The sequence below is a fragment of the Citricoccus sp. genome, from assembly GCF_032154715.1.
GTDB lineage: Bacteria > Actinomycetota > Actinomycetes > Actinomycetales > Micrococcaceae > Citricoccus.
Genome location: NZ_JALDXU010000072.1, coordinates 1 through 16,190, shown reverse-complemented (window position 1 = coordinate 16,190; position 16,190 = coordinate 1). Strand labels below are relative to the sequence as shown.

Here is a 16,190-nt window from a genome sequence, read left to right as displayed (position 1 = left end):
GGTGCGGACCTCGTGGCGTAGCTCGGTGGTCTCGTGATCCGGCATCAGGGTCTTGGCCCAGTGCACGATGCCGACGCCGATGCCCAGCATGGCGAAGGCAGTGCCGAGTCCGAGGAGCATGTTCTGCAGGCGGACCGTGGCGACGGGAGTGTCGGGTCCGATCTGTCCGACCACGAAGTAGCCCACGAAGAACAGGAGCGTTCCCACGATGGAGATGCCGAACAGGAAGGCGACCTGGCGCTCCGCGCGCTTGGCGGCCTTCGGGTCCTCGTCTGCCAGTCGCGGGCGATGCGGCGGGAGGCCGGGGTTGTCGATGGCGTATGTGCCCGACTCCTCCACACCGGCGTGCTCAACGGCGCCCGTGTGCTCCGGGCCTCCGTGGCTTTGCTCAGACATAGATCTGAATCCTTTGCTTGAGTGATGTGACGTTGTGTGTGACCGGCGCCCCCACGGCGCCGTCAGGTCAGGAGGACCGCGTGGTCAGCCAGACCATGAAGCCGATGAGCACGGCGAGCCCTCCGGTCCAGACCAGGAGTCCTTCGGACACGGGGCCCAGCGAGCCGAGAGAGGCGCCGCCCGGGGAGCCCTGGCTCTCGATCTGCTTGAGGAAGGCGATGATGTCCCGCTTGTCCTCCGGCTTGATGTTGGCGTCACTGAAGACGGGCATGTTCTGTGGGCCGGTGATCATGGCCTCGTAGATGTGCTGCTCGGAGACGCCGGCCAGCGACGGAGCATACTTGCCACGAGTGAGGGCACCGCCAGCAGCAGCTGCGTTGTGGCACATTGCGCAATTCACGCGGAACAGGGTGCCGCCGTTGCCCAGATCCACGTCTTCGTGGTCTGTGTCCAGGTATTGCTCGTCCGGGATAGCAGGTCCGGCACCGAGGGAGGCGACGTAGGCGGCCAGTTGCGCGGTTTGTTCGTCACTGAACTGATTCGGCTTGGCCTGGGCCTGAGGTCCCTGCATCTGCATCGGCATGCGACCGGTGCCGACCTGGAAGTTGACGGAAGCGGCGCCGACGCCGACGAGGGTCGGTCCGTCCTGGGTGCCGACGGCTTCGACGCCGTGGCAGGTGGCACAGTTGGCGTTGAACAGCTTCTCGCCCTCAGTGATGTCCTCTGCGCTGTAACTAGAACCCGTGTTGGAGGCCTGGGCCTGGTTCATGGTGCTGGCGACGGAGTACAGGCCGCCGGTGATGAGAAGTCCCAGAAGCAGCAGCGCGAGCCCGGCGATGGGGTGGCGCCGTTTCTGTGAAAGTGCCTTCACGGTTGGTTCCTAACGTTTCTTTTGTGACCGGAGGAGGGTGACGTTCCGAATCCGGTGTACCTCGGTGGTGCGGGTGTGCCGGGAGGTCGGCGTGGCCTATTTCAGGAAGTAGACGATGGCGAAGAGGGCGATCCAGACGACATCGACGAAATGCCAGTAGTAGGAGACGACGATGGCCGAGGTGGCCTCGTGGTGCCCGAAGCGCTTGGCCAGGTAGGCGCGTCCGATGATGAAGAGGAAGGCGATGAGTCCGCCGGTCACGTGGATGGCGTGGAAGCCGGTCGTGATGTAGAACGCGGAGCCGTAGGCATGGGCGTCGATCGTGATGCCGTGGGAAATGAGCACCGCGTACTCGTAGCACTGCACGGAGACGAAGATCGCACCCATGATGAAAGTCAGGATGAACCACTCGACCATGCCCCAGCTCTTGAGGGCGAGCAGCCCTCCGGTGCGGCGCGGCTGGAGGCGCTCGGCAGCGAACACGCCGGCCTGGGCCGTGAAGGAGCTGGCCACGAGGATCAGAGTGTTCACGAACGCCAGGGGAACGTTCAGGTCCGCGGTGCTTTCGGCCCACAACTCGGGGGAGGTGGACTTCAACGTGAAGTACATGGCGAAGAGGCCACCGAAGAACATGAGTTCGCTGGAAAGCCAGACCATGGTGCCCACTTGCACCATATTGGGTCGGCTGGGGAGCCCAGTTGCGGGCCGGGGGAGGGCATGGGTTGCAGTCGTCACCCAGCCATTATGGCCCTAAAACACCCTATGGCTCCAATGCGACGAACGTTTCGGCGTTTCCCGTTCTTCCCGTGTTGAGCTATTTCCCACTGAGCTCGCCAGCGGTGTCCAGCAATCTCGCAGGATTGCAGGTCACTGGACGTTTCGCTCCGGACTGGCCACGAGGTTACGAGTCATGAGTATGTCCTAATGCAGGCCGCCTGGGAAGAGGGCTGGGAGAACTGGCTTCATGTACTCGACGCCGGTCTCACCACTGTCCGCCCGAAACCGAGAATATGACCCGCGCCACGTCGACTGCAATAGTGGGTCGCAGGCGACGGGCGTCTCGCGGCGCGGGGATAGCATGATTCGGGTGAGTACTTCGTCGACTGCATCCCTGTCCTGGCCCTTCGTCTTCGGGCGCCTGGTGTCCCGTCAGGACCTCACCACTGACGAGGCCATGTGGGCGATGCGGGAGATCATGTCCGGCAACGCCACGGACGCGCAGATCGCCGGGTTCCTGGTGGCCCTCGCCGCCAAGGGAGAGGCAGTCGGGGAACTGCTGGGCTTGACCCAGGTCATGCTGGACAACGCGGTGCACCTTGAGGTTCCGGGGGAGACTCTGGACATCGTGGGTACGGGTGGAGACAAGCTCGGAACGGCCAACATCTCCACGATGTCGTCGCTGGTGGCCGTGGGCGCGGGAGCGACGGTCGTCAAGCACGGCAACCGTGGTGCGTCCTCCACGGCGGGTGCTGCCGACGTGATCGAGGCTCTCGGGGTCGACCTGTCCATGTCAGTGGACAAGGTGCTCGAGTGTGCCAGGACGGCGGGGATCACCTTTCTGTTCGCGCAGGGGTACCACCCGTCCATGAAGTACGTGGCCCCGGCGCGCAAGCAACTGGGCGTGCCGACCGTCTTCAATTACCTCGGCCCGCTGACCAATCCCTCGGGTGTGCGCGCCCAGGCGCTGGGATGTGCCAGCGCCCGCATGGCGCCATTGCTGGCCGGTGTGCTTGCGGACCGTGGGCTGCGCGGACTCGTCTTCCGCGGCAGCGACGGCCGCGACAAGATCACCACGTCCGGCCCGTCGACGATCTTCGAGATCCGTGACGGCGTGGTGTCCGAACATGAACTCAACCCGCAGGACTTCGGGATCGACCTGGCGGCCGTGGAGGCCTTGGCTGGTCGGGATGGCCAGCACAACGCCGGGATCGTCCGCGACCTGCTGGCGGGCCGGGTGGGTCCGATCCGGGATGCGGTGCTGCTGAATGCGGCCGCTGGCCTCACCGCCTTCGACACCTCGGCGGAGGGACACCTCTTCGAGAGGATCAAGGCGAACATGCTGCGAGCGGCCGAATCGATCGATTCCGGCGCCGCCCAGAAGGCTCTGGATTCCTGGGTGCAGGTCTCACACTCCTGAGCTCCGTTGCCCCGGTGGCCTGGGGCCCGGGCCACCGGCATCGCTGGGCTGCCCTGGGCGCCCCCTTTGAGGGGCCGAGGAGTCCTACTGCTCGATGTTCTCGAAGCCGAGGGCGAAGCCCTCTTCCAGGTCATGGCGAGAGTAGGCGCGGAAGGCCAGCATGGTCTCCGTGTCCCTGACGCCCTCCACCTTGGACATCTGGTCGGCGATGACGTCGGCCAGGTCCTCGTACTGACGCAGACGCACCATGGCCACGAGGTCCCAGTTCCCCGTCACCGAGTAGACGGACGTGACGCCGTTCAGGTCGGCCAACTGCTCTGCGCACTCCGGGATGCGGTTCGGGTCGGTCTTGATCATGACGAAGGCTGTCACCATCGTGTTCCTCCTGGTGATTCTGGGTGGTTCTGTGTGGTCCCGTCTGTCTCCAGCCCATCCTAGGACCGGGTTCGGCGTCGCCATCGCAGAAACAGCGCGGTGACAGCGCGGCGGCCCAGCAGAAGCACGGCCAGGGCGCCCGCCGTCACCCCCTGAAACGCCAGAGCGGCCGTGCCGCCGAAGGCCACCCGCAGGGCGAGGCCGCCCGCTACGGTCACGAGCCACACCACGACGCCGGCCGGCCAGATCTGTGTCCACGTGCGGTGCGGGCGTGTGACGGCGGTGGCGATGGCCCAGGCCAGCAGGAAGGGAAGCGCCGTGAAAAGAAGACCGCCGAGGTCCGTGCCGGACTCGTGGGTCGTGCGCCCCTGTGCGGCGAAGAGGACGATGAGCACCGCGTCCAGCGTCAGGCTCATCCACATCCACCGCGAGGCCCCGGGGGACGTGTTCCGCGCCGTCCGCGCGTCGGCCGGGGGTGGTGTCGTGGAGGAGGCAGGCATCCCTCCACTCTAGCTGCGTCCAGACAGACAAATCTGAATCATTGTGTAGGTGCATACTAAGCGCTAGGCTTGTGAAATGTTCGTGATGACGATGGATCAGCGGGCTTCCAGTCGAGGACCGGATCGGGTGACCGCCCTCATCGAGGGGCTCGTGGAGCAGGAGGCGGACGAGCCAGGTCGTGGGATCGTCCGCCCGTTCCAGCGCACAGCGGGGGACGAGGTGCAGGGTGTGGTGGAGCGCGCCGAGATCGTGGTGGGCATCGCCCTCTCGGCGGCGCGGTCGGGTCATTGGAGCGTGGGAATCGGGGTGGGTCAGGTACGCCAGCCCCTGCCGACGGAGACGCGTGCCGGTGCCGGGCCCGCCTTTGAATACGCCCGCAGCGCCGTCGAACGAGCCAAGCATTCACCCGGTCGGGTGGCCGTGGCCGGGCCCGTCGCCAACGGTGGCTCGACTGATGCCACCGACTCCGCTGACTCATCCACCGCAGTCGGGGGAGGAGACGAGGCGACCGAGCTCCTGGAGGCGATCGAGGCGAGCCTGCAGTTGTTGGCAGAACTCGAGCATCGACGCAGCGACGAGGGGCAGGATGCCGGTCGGCTGATGGACGCCGGCAAGACCCAACGCGAGGCCGCCCGTGAGCTGGGCGTCACGCAGCAAGCGGTGAGTTCGCGGTTGCGTGCGGGCCTGTGGGGTGAGTCCCGTCGTCTGGCGTCCGTGGTCTCTGGCATGCTGGAGCGCGTTGACCGGCTGGTTGATGACGGAGGGGGGCAAGGATGACAGGCTTGGCCGTGGTGTCGGTCGTCCTGCTGGCGGTGTCCGGCCTCGTCGCGGTGCCCCAGTATCTTGAACGATGGCGAGGAACGCCGGACCGCCCACAGGTTTGGTTGTACTGCTCCGCGCTGGCCCAGATCCTCCTGTTGGGTGCCGCCGCCGTGGTGGCGCTGCTCGCTGGCGGGGGAGCGGGATGGGCCGTCGCAGGGCCCTTGGCCGTTCTCGCAGCAACGGTCGGGGGCGGTTCTCCCACGGTGGCGATCCTACGACTGTCCTTCAACGCGTCCCACCCGGAGCACCAGCGGGTCCTGACTGGACCAGAGGGTGAGCAGGTCTTCAACGAGGAGGTCAACGCGCAGCCCGTCTTGCGAGGCGGGGCCTGGATCGGTGTCCTCGAGCGTTTGGCAGTGGCCTCAACGCTGATCATGGGCTGGCCCGAGGGGCTGGCGATCATCCTGGCGGTCAAGGCTCTGGGCCGGTATTCGGAACTGGGCAAGTCCGGCGCAGCCGAGCGTTTCATCCTGGGGACCTTCGCGAGTCAGCTGTGGGCGTGTGCCTGTGTGGGCGTGGCTGTTCTGCTGGCCTGATGCCCTGGCAGGCTCACGATCGGGAGAGCAGAGGAGAGGGCGAGCTGATGCTGGCGACTCCTGACCGTCACTAGAGACAGAATTCGTTGCCCTCCGGGTCTTGCAGAACCGTCCAGGTCCATGGACCCTGGCGTCCCGTGCCGATCTGCGTGGCACCCAGATCGATCAACCGCTGCAGTTCATCACTGCGGCGTTCATCATCGGCGCCGGGTTCTCGTAGATCCCAGTGAACCCGGTTCTTGACCGATTTGGATTCGGGGACGGCCTGGAAGAGTATGCGGGGCCGATCGCCCTCTCGCGCAGCGTCTCCGGGTGGGTTGATGGCGGCGCCGCTGGCCCACACCAATCGGCCACCGTGGGTCGTGGTCTCCGCGTTGCTGGCGTGTCCCTCGGCCACCATGCGGCGGATGAAGTCCTCGTCCTGCGTCTCGACCTCCCAGCGAAGGGCCTCGGCCCACCAGTCGGCCAGCTCGTGCGGGCGTGCACTGTCGACGCAGAGCTGGAAGCCGTACGCGGGCCCGACGGGACTCGGGGTTAGCTCAGTGGTCATCGCCACAGCCTAGGAGCGAAGCGGGCCGGCGGAACAGACTCAGGCGACGGACTCTGCGGTGGGAGCGAGGCCGGCGTCGTGCACGGGTGACCCTGACGGCTCCGGAGACTGCGTCGCCCAGGCCTGCCAGCCGGCATAGGAGCCCTCCAGCTCGGCAATGGTGAAGCCGGCCCGGCGCAGAGCGGAGGCGGCCACGGAGTTGCGGATGCCGGTCTGGCAATAGGTCACGATGACGCGTTGGCGGGGGAGGGCATCCTGAGTCCACAGGACCTTGCCGGCATTGAGCTGCCGGGCGCCGGGGATATGGCCGTCGGCATACTCGCCCTTGCTGCGCACATCCAGGAGGACGGCATCGTCGGCGGAGTCGAGGTCGGCGGGTGAGAGGACCAGGGGAGTGGCGCTCGGTAGCCCCTCGATGCCCCTGACGTAGCCCACCACCCGGTCGATGCCGACGCGGACCAGACGGTCCCACAGTCGCTGGGCCTGCTCGCCGTCCCCGGCCAGGAGGACGATCGGGGTGGAGTCCTGTTCGGGGTCATAGGCCCACGCTCCGTGGCTGGCCACCTTATCCGGGTTGGGCAGGGACAGCGCATCCCGCACTGTTCCGCGGTGGACCGCCTTGACCGAGCGGGTGTCCACGAGCACGAGGGACCGGTCTTCCAGACCAGCTGCGACCATGGCGATGTCCAGTTCGGGCAGCGCCGCCCTGGGCGCCAGGACCTCTGGTCCCTGGCGGTTCTGGTGTTTCATGCGCCCGAAGTAGGCGTGGGCGTCCGGTTGGCCATCGAGCAGGTCCTGGATGAATCCGTCCTCGTCCCCGGCCGCCAGGTGCCTGCCCCACCACGAGTACAGCCGCTCATAGCCCACGGAGGTGGACGGCAGCGCACCGAGTGCCTTGCCACACGGCGACCCGGCACCGTGCCCCGGAAAGACCTGGATGTGATCGGGAAGCGCGAGGAAGACGTCCCGGAGGGAGGCGAACAGCTGCCGGGCCCCCTCGAATCGGGTATCCACGCCGCCGGCCGCCTCATCGAGGAGATCGGGCCGGCCGAGGTCGCCCGCGAACACGAAATCTCCCGAGAGGAGATACCCCGGATCGGTGGTGACGGCGCCATCGGTGACGAGGAAGGCCAGGTGCTCCGGGGTGTGCCCGGGGGTGTGCAGTGCCTGGAGGGTGACGAGGCCCACGGTGATCGTGTCACGGTCACCTAGCCGTTCCGCCTCGAAACCGTACTGCCAGTCCGGGCCGCCTTCCGCCGAGACCCAGAGCGTGGCGCCGGTCGCGTGGGCGAGTTCTCGGGAGCCGGAGAGATAGTCGGCATGGATGTGGGTCTCCGTCACCGCGGTGATCTCCAGACCGTTGCGGGCCGCAAGGTCCAGGTACTCCTGGATGTCCCGCCGGGGGTCCACCACGATGGCTTCCCCGGTCTTCTGACAACCGAGCAGATAACTGGCCTGGGACAGGTCGTGGTCGTAGATCCGTTCCAGCAACATGGTGGTGCTCCTTGAAGGCGGTGGTGCACAGATTAGTGGAACGTGGGGCCGTGGTGGAGGCTTGGTTGCCGCCGTCCCACCGTTCTTCCAGCCGATAGGGTGACCAGATGACTAGCTCCAGCATGCTGCAGACCACCGCGATCACTCTCCAGGACACCGAGTACACCACCCTGCCGCTCGTTCTGGGCGGCAACACCTTCGGCTGGACCTCGGATCGAGAAACCTCCTTCGCCGTGCTGGACGCCTTCGTTGAGTCGGGTGGAACCTTGGTCGACACCGCAGACCTGTATGCCGTCTGGGCCGGCGACCATACCGGCGGTGACTCGGAGAAGATCCTGGGGCAGTGGTTCGCCGCCCGGGGCACGCGGGACACCGTGGTCCTGGCGACGAAGATGGGCGGCCTGGCGCCCTATGACAACCAACAGCATGATTCCGTGGTGGCGGCTTTGGAAGCCTCACTCGATCGACTGCAGACCGACTACATCGACGTGTACTACTCGCACTATGACGACGAGAACGTCTCGATCGAGGACCAGGCCACCACCTATGACGGCCTGGTCGCCTCCGGCAAGGTCCGCCACATTGCGCTGTCCAACTACTCGCCGGAGCGCATGCGCCAGTGGTTCGAGTACGCCACCGCGAACGGCCTGACGGTGCCGGTGGCCATCCAGCCGCAGTACAACCTGGTCCACCGCCACGAATTCGAAACCGCCTACCTGCCGATGGCGCGTGAGTTCGGCGCTGCCACCTTCCCGTACTTCGCGCTGGCGTCCGGTTTCCTCACCGGAAAGTATCGCTCAGCCGCCGACCTTGAGGGCAGATCCCGCCAGAACATGGTCGAGGGATACGCCACCGAGGACGGCTTCGCCGTGGTGGAGGAGTTGGTGCGGGTGGCCGAGTCCCGCGGAGTCGATCCCGCGACGGTGGCTCTGGCCTGGCAGCTCGCGCAGGGGGTCACCGCACCGATCGCCTCTGCGTCCACTCCCGAGCAGTTGCCCGCACTGATGGCCGCCGGCTCCCTGACCCTGACCGATGCTGAACGTCGAGGACTGGACGCTGCCTCCCGCCCTTTCGCCTGACCGTGGGGGAGGCCGTGACCGTGAGCCTCTGACCTCGCCGGGCCATCGCTTCCTCTGGTAGACGCCTGTGAGGAAACCACCCCCGATGGACTTTCCGCGCCGTCCTGGTCTGTACTCGGAAGACCGGCTCACGGGACACTGACGCCATGCGGAAACTGACCTGGGGGATGAACGTGAGCCTGGACGGCTTCATTGCCGCGCCCGGCGACGACCTCGGCTGGAGCGTTCCGAGCGACGAGCTGTTCCAGTGGTGGTCCGACCGGGTGGGGGCCACGGGACTGGCGCTGTACGGACGCAAGCTGTGGGAGACGATGAGTTCGCACTGGCCGACCGCCGATCAGCAGCCTGGCGTCACACCGGCGCAGGTGGAGTACGCCCGCCGCTGGCGGGACATGCCCAAGGTGGTGTTCTCCTCGACGGCCAGCAAGGTCGACTGGAATGCCCGGTTGGTCACCGGCGACGCTGTCGACGAGATCAGTCGACTCAAAACTGAGGATGGCGGTCCGATGGACGTCGGCGGTGCCGCCCTCGCCGGGGTAGCCATGCGGGCCGGGCTGATCGACGAGTACGCGATCGTCACCCACCCGGTCCTGGTGGGCGGCGGCACGCGGTTCTTCCCAACCCTGGACCACTGGGTGAACCTGAGCCTGGTGGAGACCCGGGTGTTTCCCGACGGCGTGCTCCTGACCAGGTACGAGGCGCGGCGCTGAGGACCTTCGCTCCGCTACTGGACAGCATGCGTATCAAGATCCGACGTCTTGACCCCCCATTAATGGGGCCAATGTGCAGGCTGAGCGGCCGGTTGTTTGGTCGCAAAAGCTAGGCGAGATTCTATTGATCGAAGCAACATCTTATCTAAGGCGGTTCGATCATGTATCTGATTGACTTTTTGACACCCACGCGGGCGCCAGATGTCTTGTCACCCTGGACCTATGGGGCGACTGTTCTCAGTCGAGTTGTCGAGGTCGGCTCGGACCTTTTCAAGGACGGCCTGCTGGGCTGGGGTGAGGTAGTTCGAGGTGTGTTGCTGAAAAGTCCGCTCAGGCGGCTCTGAAAAGTCCGGAAGGTCGACTCTCAGTGCAGCAAGTTCGTCGACGACGGGCTGGAACAGGTCGGTGAGCTGGTGGGCGAGTTTCATGATGTCGTCAGAGGTGCTTTCGCCGTCAAGGCTCGCCCAGGCCGTCATTGCTGCCGCAACGGACGAGGCTCGGTGCGGGTGGCTGAGCAACTCGTAGATCACTCGCAGGTACTCCTGTCCTTCTTTGCCGATGAGGTGCAGCAGGAGCAGGGTGTGGTCACGGTCGGTCGCTGCCGCGCTGTCTGGCAGACCGGATTGTCGCAGGACGCTGTGGAACGGGGCGATTTCCGGAGGGAGGTCGGGCAATGCCTCGTATCGTCTGAGATGAGCCAGCAGTTCGCGTTGTCGAGTTAGGTGCTTGATCTGTGCCGCGTATTCCTCGTCCAGGGCGTCGAACACTGTGCCTGGTGGCGGCTCGTTGCCCTGGAGCAGGGTTGCGACCTGGGGCAGGGAAAAGCCGAGGGTGACCAGGCGCCGGATCCGCAGGACCTTGACCAGTGAGTGGGTGTTGTAGTCGCGGTAACCGTTGCTAGACCGTGCCGGCTCCTCCAGGAGGCCGATCTGGTGATAGTGCCGCAGGGTACGTACGGTGATGCCGGCGCGGTCAGCAAGGTCGCGGCTACGCATCACGCATCGCCTCCAGCTCTTTGGCAGTGGGGACAGGTTGATCCAGGTTACGCATCGACCGGGCGCACAACGCCACTAGGAGTCCAACAGACCACAGGGCAGCGAGCACTACCAGTGCGGTATGCAGTCCCAGGAGTTCTGTCATGGCCCCGGCCAGAAAGATGCCCAGGGGCGAGGCTGCTGTGACGAACGTGTTCTGGGTGCCTAGCACTCGGCCGCGCTTATCCTCCGGGATGCGCTCGATGGAGAGCACTCCGACCAGTGCTCCGAAGAGCCCGACGGAGAGTCCAAGGACGAACGCGCCGAGAAACAGCACCCACACGGACATCAACGACGCCACGATGGCGAGGCCGAGAACGCTGCCCAGAGAGCCCGTGACGAACCAGCCGCGGCGAGAACCACGCGTTCCAGCGACAGCGTAGATCCCTCCACCGACCAGTGACCCTGCAGCGATGGCGCTCAGGACCAAGCCGAGGAGGCCCGGTCGGTTGATCTCGGTGAAGTAGAGCGGCAGGATGATGCCCTGGAGTCCGCCTATGGCGATGACTGCGGATGTGGTCAAGATCGTGGTGACCAGAACGAACTGGTTGTGAATCATTTCGGTCCACCCTTCGCGCAACTGCCCCCAGACTCGGTGTACCGGGGCCCCGCTGACCGTGGCTGTGACTTCGAGTGTTCCTACATGGTGGGGAATCAGTATGGTCAGCAACGCAGCGGCCAGTGAGGTGCCGGCCGTGACCCAGAGGGCAGTAGTGCCGCCCAAGGCAGTGAGCATGAATCCTGCGGCTGCGGGGCCGACGAGGATGGCGACCGCACCGAGTGCCTCGCGGGTGCCGGTGATGCGTTCAGCGGAGACACTGCCGTGTCGGATGATGGCGGGGAGTAGAGCTTCGCGTGCGGTGATTCCGGGGACGTCTCCGATGGCGCCGATGATTCCGAAGAGGATGAACCAGCCAACAGAGAGTCCCGTGATCATGTCGACGAGGGGGAGGGCTCCCATCGCGAGGGCGGAGATGAGGTCGGTGAGCACTGATGAGGTACGTCGATTAATCCTGTCGATCACTACGCCCATGAAGATTCCGGCCAGGACGGCGGGCACGATGGTAGCGGCTGCCACGGTGCCCGCGGCCAAGGCACTGCCTGTGGTTTGGAGCACCAGCAGAGGCAGCACGATGGCCGCGATCGAGTTCCCAAGTGCCGAGAGGGTGTACGAAGCCAGGTACGTTGCGGGGAGAAGTCTCATGGGATGAGCTAAAACTACGACGTCGCGTCGGAGTCAACCGACGAGCGAGCGACCCCCGGGGCCTCGCATCCCCAACTGCCCGCAGGATCATCGGCTTTCGGGACGCTCAGGGCGACCTGACGGATCGGCCGGCATAGCCGGCCGATGGCTCGGCAGCCTTGCTCGCGTGGAGGAACGCCACCTGCGTGCTGTAGCCGAGGATCTCGGCGACGAGCGAGGGCGGGCATCCGAGGACGAGCTCACCGATGGCTCGGTGGCGGGCGCCCAGGAGGTTGATGCCCAGGTCGCGCAGCCGGTCCATGACGGAGTTGGGGTGCAAGTGGCGGTCGGCCAGTGTGCTGGAGAAGAGCCAGGAGCTCTCGGGCCCGGCGCCGGTTCGGAGGTCTGGCCGCGCGGCGAGGTGCACGCGAACGCGTGAGGCGAACGGTTCGGATACGTCGGTCAGGTGCGCGCCGAGCGAGATACTCGTGCCCGTGTCACCGTCGTCGAAGATGTTGGTCGGAAAGGTGGCGTGGTGCCAGGTGGCGAAGTGCTGCACGGGCTGGCGTACCTCGTCCGGGAGGCCGTCGAGCTTCGCGGTTATCCATTGCTCGAATCTGCGCAGGTAGACGTCACGTTGGGGGAGCAGGCGGTGGTGCTGGAGGAGGGCCCGCAGGTGCTCCCTCGTCTTGCCGGGGACGGTGTCGAGCCCCTCGCGGGTTACGGGGATGGTTTCCTCGCCCAGCTCACGCAGCAGAGTGTGGACTGTGGCCGAGCGCTTCCAGACGGTGATCGACTCGGGCCGGTCCGAGTCACATAGTGCGTCAATCAAGCCGACCAGCGCGGGGTCGGTCGGTTCACCGCCGAGCAATCCGTGGAGGTCGTCGCGCAGGGCGCAGCGTGCGCAGAGTCGACCGCGATGGTGCCCGGCTTCGATGTCGCAGCGTTCGCAGTGGAAGTCATCGGGGATCGCAGCACAGGTAGAGCAGATCGGGTGGCCGTCGATATTAGCCGGCCCCGGCCTCAGGCGTTCTTCGAGACACTCGGGGCAGGTGCCGCCCTGTTCTGAACTACTAGGGCAAGGGTGCCAGGCTCGCAGAGTTGATTCATCTGATGCAATACGCAGACTGCTAGTTGACATAATGTAGATTATCGGCGTTTGCGTGGCAGCGCGGAGAGTGTCGGACAGCACGCTGAGTCGGGTGCTGAATCGCCGGATGGATCGAGAGCAGACAGCCGTGCTGGTGCGTGGACGGCCTCGAGAAGCCTGGCGCCCGAACCCATCGTCGCTGACCGTCGCTGACCGTCGCTGACCGTAGCTGACCGTAGCTGGCTGTCGCTGACGGTGATGGACATCAGCGCCGCCCCTGGCTGCGGACGCCCGATCGATCCAATCTGGCCCAGTGGTTGACATAATTCACCCCGAATGAGTCCGCCGCCCGCGGTGACCTGGAGAGGTCATCGGTCGCCATCCACGCCCTGGAGAGTGTCCGGTGACGACTCCTTGACCACGACTTGAACAGGTGTTTAGTCTATTGAACATGTGTTCAGCTGTGGATGATCAAACCACGAAGGCCCGCATTCGGGACGCCGCCATCCAGCGGTTCGCCCAGGACGGTCTAGACGCCCCCTTGCGCTCCATCGCCTCCGACGCCGGCGTCAGCGCCGGGTTGATCATGCACCACTTCGGTTCCCGCGCCGGCCTGCGCCGCGCCTGTGACGACTATGTCCAGTCGTCGATCCGGGACAACAAAGCGGAACTGATGCTGCCCGCCGGCGCACCTGCGGCGATGTTGGCGCAATTGGCCCAGCTCGAGGGCTACGCCCCTCTCGTCGGTTATCTCCTGCGGTGCCTGCAGACCGGTGGTGGGCTCACGGGGCACCTGGTCGAGGGCATGGTGGCTGACACGGTCGACTACCTCAGGGACGGCGTGCGCGCGGGAACCATCTCCCCCAGTCGGGACGAAGCGGCCCGGGCACGCCTCCTCACCGACTTCGCCCTCGGATCCCTGCTGCTGAACCTTCCCGCAGGGAAAGACCGCTTGGACCTGACCGAGTTGCCCGCCTGGTTCGCCGCCTATGTGGACCGTATCGTCCTGCCTGCCCTGGAACTCTTCACGGAGCCACTCCTCCCGGACTCCGCCCTGTTGGATGCCTACCTTGAGGGACAGGATTCTGCCGCGAACACCGAAAGGACCACGTCATGAGCGCACACCCCGCCATGCCAGCGATCGCCGTCGAAGCGAAAGGTCTGGTCAAGACCTTCGGTGCCACCCGCGCCCTCGACGGCTTCGACCTGGGCGTGCCCACGGGCCAGGTCACGGGCTTCCTGGGCCCGAACGGTGCCGGCAAGTCCACCGCCATCCGGATCCTGCTTGGACTGCTCCGAGCCGATGCCGGCACGGCCCGCGTTCTGGACCAGGATGCCTGGGCGGACCAGGTCGCCATCCACCGCCGGCTCGCCTACGTGCCCGGCGACGCCAGCCTGTGGCCACACCTCACCGGTGGGGAGGCCATCGACGTGCTGGCCCGTCTGCGAGGACAGGATCGCCGCAAGGCTGGGAATCGTGCAGGGAATCACTCGAACAATGTCCGGCGCGAAGAGCTGCTCGAACGCTTCGAGCTGGACCCGACCAAGAAGTCCCGCACGTACTCCAAGGGCAACCGCCAGAAGGTGGCCCTCGTCGCGGCCCTCGCCTCCGACGCCGAGGTGTTCATCTTCGACGAGCCCACCTCGGGGCTGGATCCCCTGATGGAGGCCGTTTTCCAGGACGAGGTCCGCGCCCTCCGGGACGAGGGGAAAACCGTGCTGCTGTCCAGTCACATCCTGGCCGAGGTGGAGAAGCTCTGTGACACGGTCACCATCATCCGCGCGGGAAAGGCGGTGGAGAGCGGCACCCTGGACGAATTGCGTCACCTGACCCGGTCCACGGTGAACGCCACCCTCGACGCCGGTCCGCCGGCTACCGCAGGGCCGTCCGGACTGCAGGGGCTGGACGGGCTGGAAGGAATCCACGACCTGGCCGTCGACCAGGGGCGCGTCCGCTTCGACGTCGACCACCACCACCTGACCCGGGTGCTCGGCGTCCTGGCTGAGACCGGGGTGCAGAACCTGACCATCGCACCGCCGTCGCTGGAGGACCTCTTCCTCCGCCATTACGGCGAAGGGAATCAGGACCGGGACCGCCCCTCGGAGCACCACGAGCGGGAGGGATCTCGATGACGGTCCTCGGCCGACGCCGTTCTCCGAGAGTGGGTCCCGCCCACGCGACGCCGAGAGCCGGATCGCCGTTCACCGGTACCGGCGCGCTGCTGCGGCTCAACCTTCGGCTCGACCGGGTCCGCATCCTCCTCTGGACGGCCGGAGTGGGTCTCGGCGTCTACGGATCCGTGTACTCGCTGGACCAGGCCTTCACCACGGAGGAGGCCATCCAGGCGCGCGGTGCCCTGCTGACCAACCCGGCCACCATCATGATGACCGGGCCGGCCTTCGCCGCGGACGACTACACGTTCGGCGCCATGGTGGCCAACGAACTCAGCCTCTACGTGTTCCTCACAGCCGCCATCATGGCCATCCTGCTGGCCGTCCGGCACACCCGCGCGGAGGAGGAATCCGGACGTTTGGAGATGATCCGAGCCCTGCCGATCGGCCGTTTCGCTCCGGCCGCCGCGGCCGTCACGGCCGTGGCGCTGGCCTGTGTCCTCGTCGGTGGGGCCACCACCCTCGGGCTGGTGTCGGTGGGCCAGGAGGACCTGGACCTGGACAGTTCGCTGGCCTTCGGTGCGGGTACCGCCCTGACGGGATTGGTGTTCGCCGCCCTGGCCACGGTGGCCGCCCAAGTGACCGAACACGCCCGCAGCGCCACCGGGATGGCCATGGCGGGCGTGGCCGTGGCCTACCTGCTCCGAGGCGTGGGCGACGTGCTCGAGAACACCGGCTCCTGGCTGTCCTGGTTCTCCCCCTTCGCCTGGCCCCAACAGACCCGTCTCTTCGTGGACCTGCGGTGGTGGCCGCTGGCCGTGTCCCTCGCCGTGATCGTCGTCCTGTTCGCGGTGGCCATCATCGGGTCCCACCGGCGTGACCTCGGTGCCGGACTGCGTCCGGCACGCCGCGGGCCGGCAACGGCGGCCCGCGCCCTGCACTCCACCGCGGGCCTGGCCGGCCGACTCCAACGAGGCTCAGCCCTGGCATGGGGCGTCGGCGTGTTCTTCTTCGCCATCGCGATGGGGTCCCTGGCCAATTCGCTCGACGGCATGCTGGAGGAGAATCCTGCCCTCGCCGAGTGGATCGCCGTGGACGGTACGGACCTGACCGCGGAGTTCGCCGCGGTCATCCTGTCCTTCGTGATGATCGCCCCGCTGATCCTGGGCCACTGGGGTCTGGACCTCCTCCTGCTGGGCCTGCCGACCCTGGCCATCGCCCTGTCCTGACCGCCCTGACCTGAACCGTCCCGACCCGGCCCGCCTCGACCCGCCCCGACCGGGCCCGCCCCGACCCGCCC

The 16,190-nt window shown here is 66.3% G+C and carries 17 protein-coding genes and 1 pseudogene; 8 read left to right on the top strand and 10 right to left on the bottom strand.

The features are described from left to right. From RUH65_RS11735 to RUH65_RS11725, 3 genes and pseudogenes are all read right to left on the bottom strand, one after another. Positions 1-396, bottom strand: a pseudogene (locus tag RUH65_RS11735) (ubiquinol-cytochrome C reductase); the annotation flags it as partial. A gap of 67 nt (positions 397-463) precedes the next feature. After that, positions 464-1,267, bottom strand: a complete 804-nt coding sequence (locus RUH65_RS11730) for a cytochrome c (RefSeq protein WP_313817615.1) — start codon at positions 1,265-1,267, stop codon at positions 464-466. A gap of 96 nt (positions 1,268-1,363) precedes the next feature. Continuing rightward, the gene (locus RUH65_RS11725; RefSeq protein ID WP_396180132.1) at positions 1,364-2,002 is read right to left on the bottom strand and encodes a heme-copper oxidase subunit III; all 639 of its coding nucleotides are present in this window, start codon (positions 2,000-2,002) and stop codon (positions 1,364-1,366) included. Between the two features lie 343 nt (positions 2,003-2,345). Between RUH65_RS11725 and trpD the strand changes: the two genes are divergently transcribed. Then, a complete protein-coding gene (trpD, locus tag RUH65_RS11720; RefSeq protein WP_313817614.1) occupies positions 2,346-3,404 on the top strand; it encodes an anthranilate phosphoribosyltransferase in 1,059 nt (352 codons plus the stop codon). A gap of 84 nt (positions 3,405-3,488) precedes the next feature. On the opposite strand, the gene RUH65_RS11715 is transcribed toward trpD, so the two are convergent. Further along, positions 3,489-3,779, bottom strand: a complete 291-nt coding sequence (locus tag RUH65_RS11715; protein ID WP_313817613.1) for an Lrp/AsnC ligand binding domain-containing protein — start codon at positions 3,777-3,779, stop codon at positions 3,489-3,491. A gap of 59 nt (positions 3,780-3,838) precedes the next feature. Then, positions 3,839-4,279: a DUF3054 domain-containing protein gene (locus RUH65_RS11710; RefSeq protein ID WP_313817611.1), complete on the bottom strand. Its 441-nt coding sequence runs from the start codon at positions 4,277-4,279 to the stop codon at positions 3,839-3,841. A gap of 127 nt (positions 4,280-4,406) precedes the next feature. Here RUH65_RS11710 and RUH65_RS11705 point away from each other — a divergent pair, with 127 nt between their 5' ends. Beyond that, on the top strand, positions 4,407-5,057 hold the full coding sequence (locus tag RUH65_RS11705; protein ID WP_313817610.1) for a hypothetical protein: 651 nt from the start codon (positions 4,407-4,409) through the stop codon (positions 5,055-5,057). An 11-nt stretch (positions 5,058-5,068) separates the two neighbouring features. Next, positions 5,069-5,638 (top strand): hypothetical protein, encoded by a 570-nt coding sequence (locus RUH65_RS11700; RefSeq protein WP_396180135.1) that lies wholly within the window; start codon positions 5,069-5,071, stop codon positions 5,636-5,638. 70 nt (positions 5,639-5,708) lie between these two features. Here RUH65_RS11700 and RUH65_RS11695 read toward each other — a convergent pair whose 3' ends face one another. Together RUH65_RS11695 and RUH65_RS11690 are read right to left on the bottom strand one after the other, a co-directional pair. Further along, the gene (locus RUH65_RS11695; protein ID WP_313817608.1) at positions 5,709-6,188 is read right to left on the bottom strand and encodes a VOC family protein; all 480 of its coding nucleotides are present in this window, start codon (positions 6,186-6,188) and stop codon (positions 5,709-5,711) included. A 39-nt stretch (positions 6,189-6,227) separates the two neighbouring features. Continuing rightward, complete coding sequence (locus RUH65_RS11690; RefSeq protein ID WP_313817607.1) at positions 6,228-7,682, bottom strand: MBL fold metallo-hydrolase; 1,455 nt, start codon at positions 7,680-7,682, stop codon at positions 6,228-6,230. 107 nt (positions 7,683-7,789) lie between these two features. Between RUH65_RS11690 and RUH65_RS11685 the strand changes: the two genes are divergently transcribed. Further along, positions 7,790-8,761, top strand: a complete 972-nt coding sequence (locus tag RUH65_RS11685) for an aldo/keto reductase (RefSeq protein WP_313817606.1) — start codon at positions 7,790-7,792, stop codon at positions 8,759-8,761. A gap of 146 nt (positions 8,762-8,907) precedes the next feature. Then, positions 8,908-9,471 (top strand): dihydrofolate reductase family protein, encoded by a 564-nt coding sequence (locus tag RUH65_RS11680; RefSeq protein WP_313817604.1) that lies wholly within the window; start codon positions 8,908-8,910, stop codon positions 9,469-9,471. 209 nt (positions 9,472-9,680) lie between these two features. Here RUH65_RS11680 and RUH65_RS11675 read toward each other — a convergent pair whose 3' ends face one another. From RUH65_RS11675 to RUH65_RS11665, 3 genes are all read right to left on the bottom strand, one after another. After that, positions 9,681-10,466, bottom strand: a complete 786-nt coding sequence (locus RUH65_RS11675; RefSeq protein ID WP_313817616.1) for a MerR family transcriptional regulator — start codon at positions 10,464-10,466, stop codon at positions 9,681-9,683. Beyond that, positions 10,459-11,709 carry an MFS transporter gene (locus tag RUH65_RS11670; protein WP_313817603.1) on the bottom strand — a complete coding sequence of 417 codons (1,251 nt, stop codon included), beginning with the start codon at positions 11,707-11,709 and terminating at the stop codon, positions 10,459-10,461. The genes RUH65_RS11675 and RUH65_RS11670 overlap by 8 nt, the downstream gene beginning before the upstream one ends. Positions 11,710-11,815: 106 nt before the next feature. Beyond that, positions 11,816-12,520, bottom strand: a complete 705-nt coding sequence (locus RUH65_RS11665) for a hypothetical protein (protein WP_313817602.1) — start codon at positions 12,518-12,520, stop codon at positions 11,816-11,818. A gap of 721 nt (positions 12,521-13,241) precedes the next feature. Here RUH65_RS11665 and RUH65_RS11660 point away from each other — a divergent pair. From RUH65_RS11660 to RUH65_RS11650, 3 genes are read left to right on the top strand one after another with little or no spacing between them, the layout of a single operon-like run. Beyond that, positions 13,242-13,895 (top strand): TetR family transcriptional regulator, encoded by a 654-nt coding sequence (locus RUH65_RS11660; RefSeq protein WP_313817601.1) that lies wholly within the window; start codon positions 13,242-13,244, stop codon positions 13,893-13,895. Beyond that, the gene (locus RUH65_RS11655; protein WP_313817600.1) at positions 13,892-14,911 is read left to right on the top strand and encodes an ABC transporter ATP-binding protein; all 1,020 of its coding nucleotides are present in this window, start codon (positions 13,892-13,894) and stop codon (positions 14,909-14,911) included. The genes RUH65_RS11660 and RUH65_RS11655 overlap by 4 nt, the downstream gene beginning before the upstream one ends. Continuing rightward, the gene (locus RUH65_RS11650) at positions 14,908-16,119 is read left to right on the top strand and encodes a hypothetical protein (protein ID WP_313817599.1); all 1,212 of its coding nucleotides are present in this window, start codon (positions 14,908-14,910) and stop codon (positions 16,117-16,119) included. Before RUH65_RS11655 ends, RUH65_RS11650 begins: the two co-directional genes overlap by 4 nt. Positions 16,120-16,190 lie beyond the last annotated feature (71 nt).

Bases quoted from the DNA above. Each gene is read 5' to 3' on its own strand.
- RUH65_RS11710 (WP_313817611.1), bottom strand. From the start codon at position 4,279: ATGCCTGCCTCCTCCACGACACCACCCCCGGCCGACGCGCGGACGGCG.
- RUH65_RS11680 (WP_313817604.1), top strand. From the start codon at position 8,908: ATGCGGAAACTGACCTGGGGGATGAACGTGAGCCTGGACGGCTTCATT.
- trpD (WP_313817614.1), top strand. From the start codon at position 2,346: ATGATTCGGGTGAGTACTTCGTCGACTGCATCCCTGTCCTGGCCCTTC.
- RUH65_RS11685 (WP_313817606.1), top strand. From the start codon at position 7,790: ATGACTAGCTCCAGCATGCTGCAGACCACCGCGATCACTCTCCAGGAC.
- RUH65_RS11655 (WP_313817600.1), top strand. From the start codon at position 13,892: ATGAGCGCACACCCCGCCATGCCAGCGATCGCCGTCGAAGCGAAAGGT.
- RUH65_RS11650 (WP_313817599.1), top strand. From the start codon at position 14,908: ATGACGGTCCTCGGCCGACGCCGTTCTCCGAGAGTGGGTCCCGCCCAC.
- RUH65_RS11695 (WP_313817608.1), bottom strand. From the start codon at position 6,188: ATGACCACTGAGCTAACCCCGAGTCCCGTCGGGCCCGCGTACGGCTTC.
- RUH65_RS11675 (WP_313817616.1), bottom strand. From the start codon at position 10,466: ATGCGTAGCCGCGACCTTGCTGACCGCGCCGGCATCACCGTACGTACC.
- RUH65_RS11690 (WP_313817607.1), bottom strand. From the start codon at position 7,682: ATGTTGCTGGAACGGATCTACGACCACGACCTGTCCCAGGCCAGTTAT.
- RUH65_RS11715 (WP_313817613.1), bottom strand. From the start codon at position 3,779: ATGGTGACAGCCTTCGTCATGATCAAGACCGACCCGAACCGCATCCCG.
- RUH65_RS11670 (WP_313817603.1), bottom strand. From the start codon at position 11,709: ATGAGACTTCTCCCCGCAACGTACCTGGCTTCGTACACCCTCTCGGCA.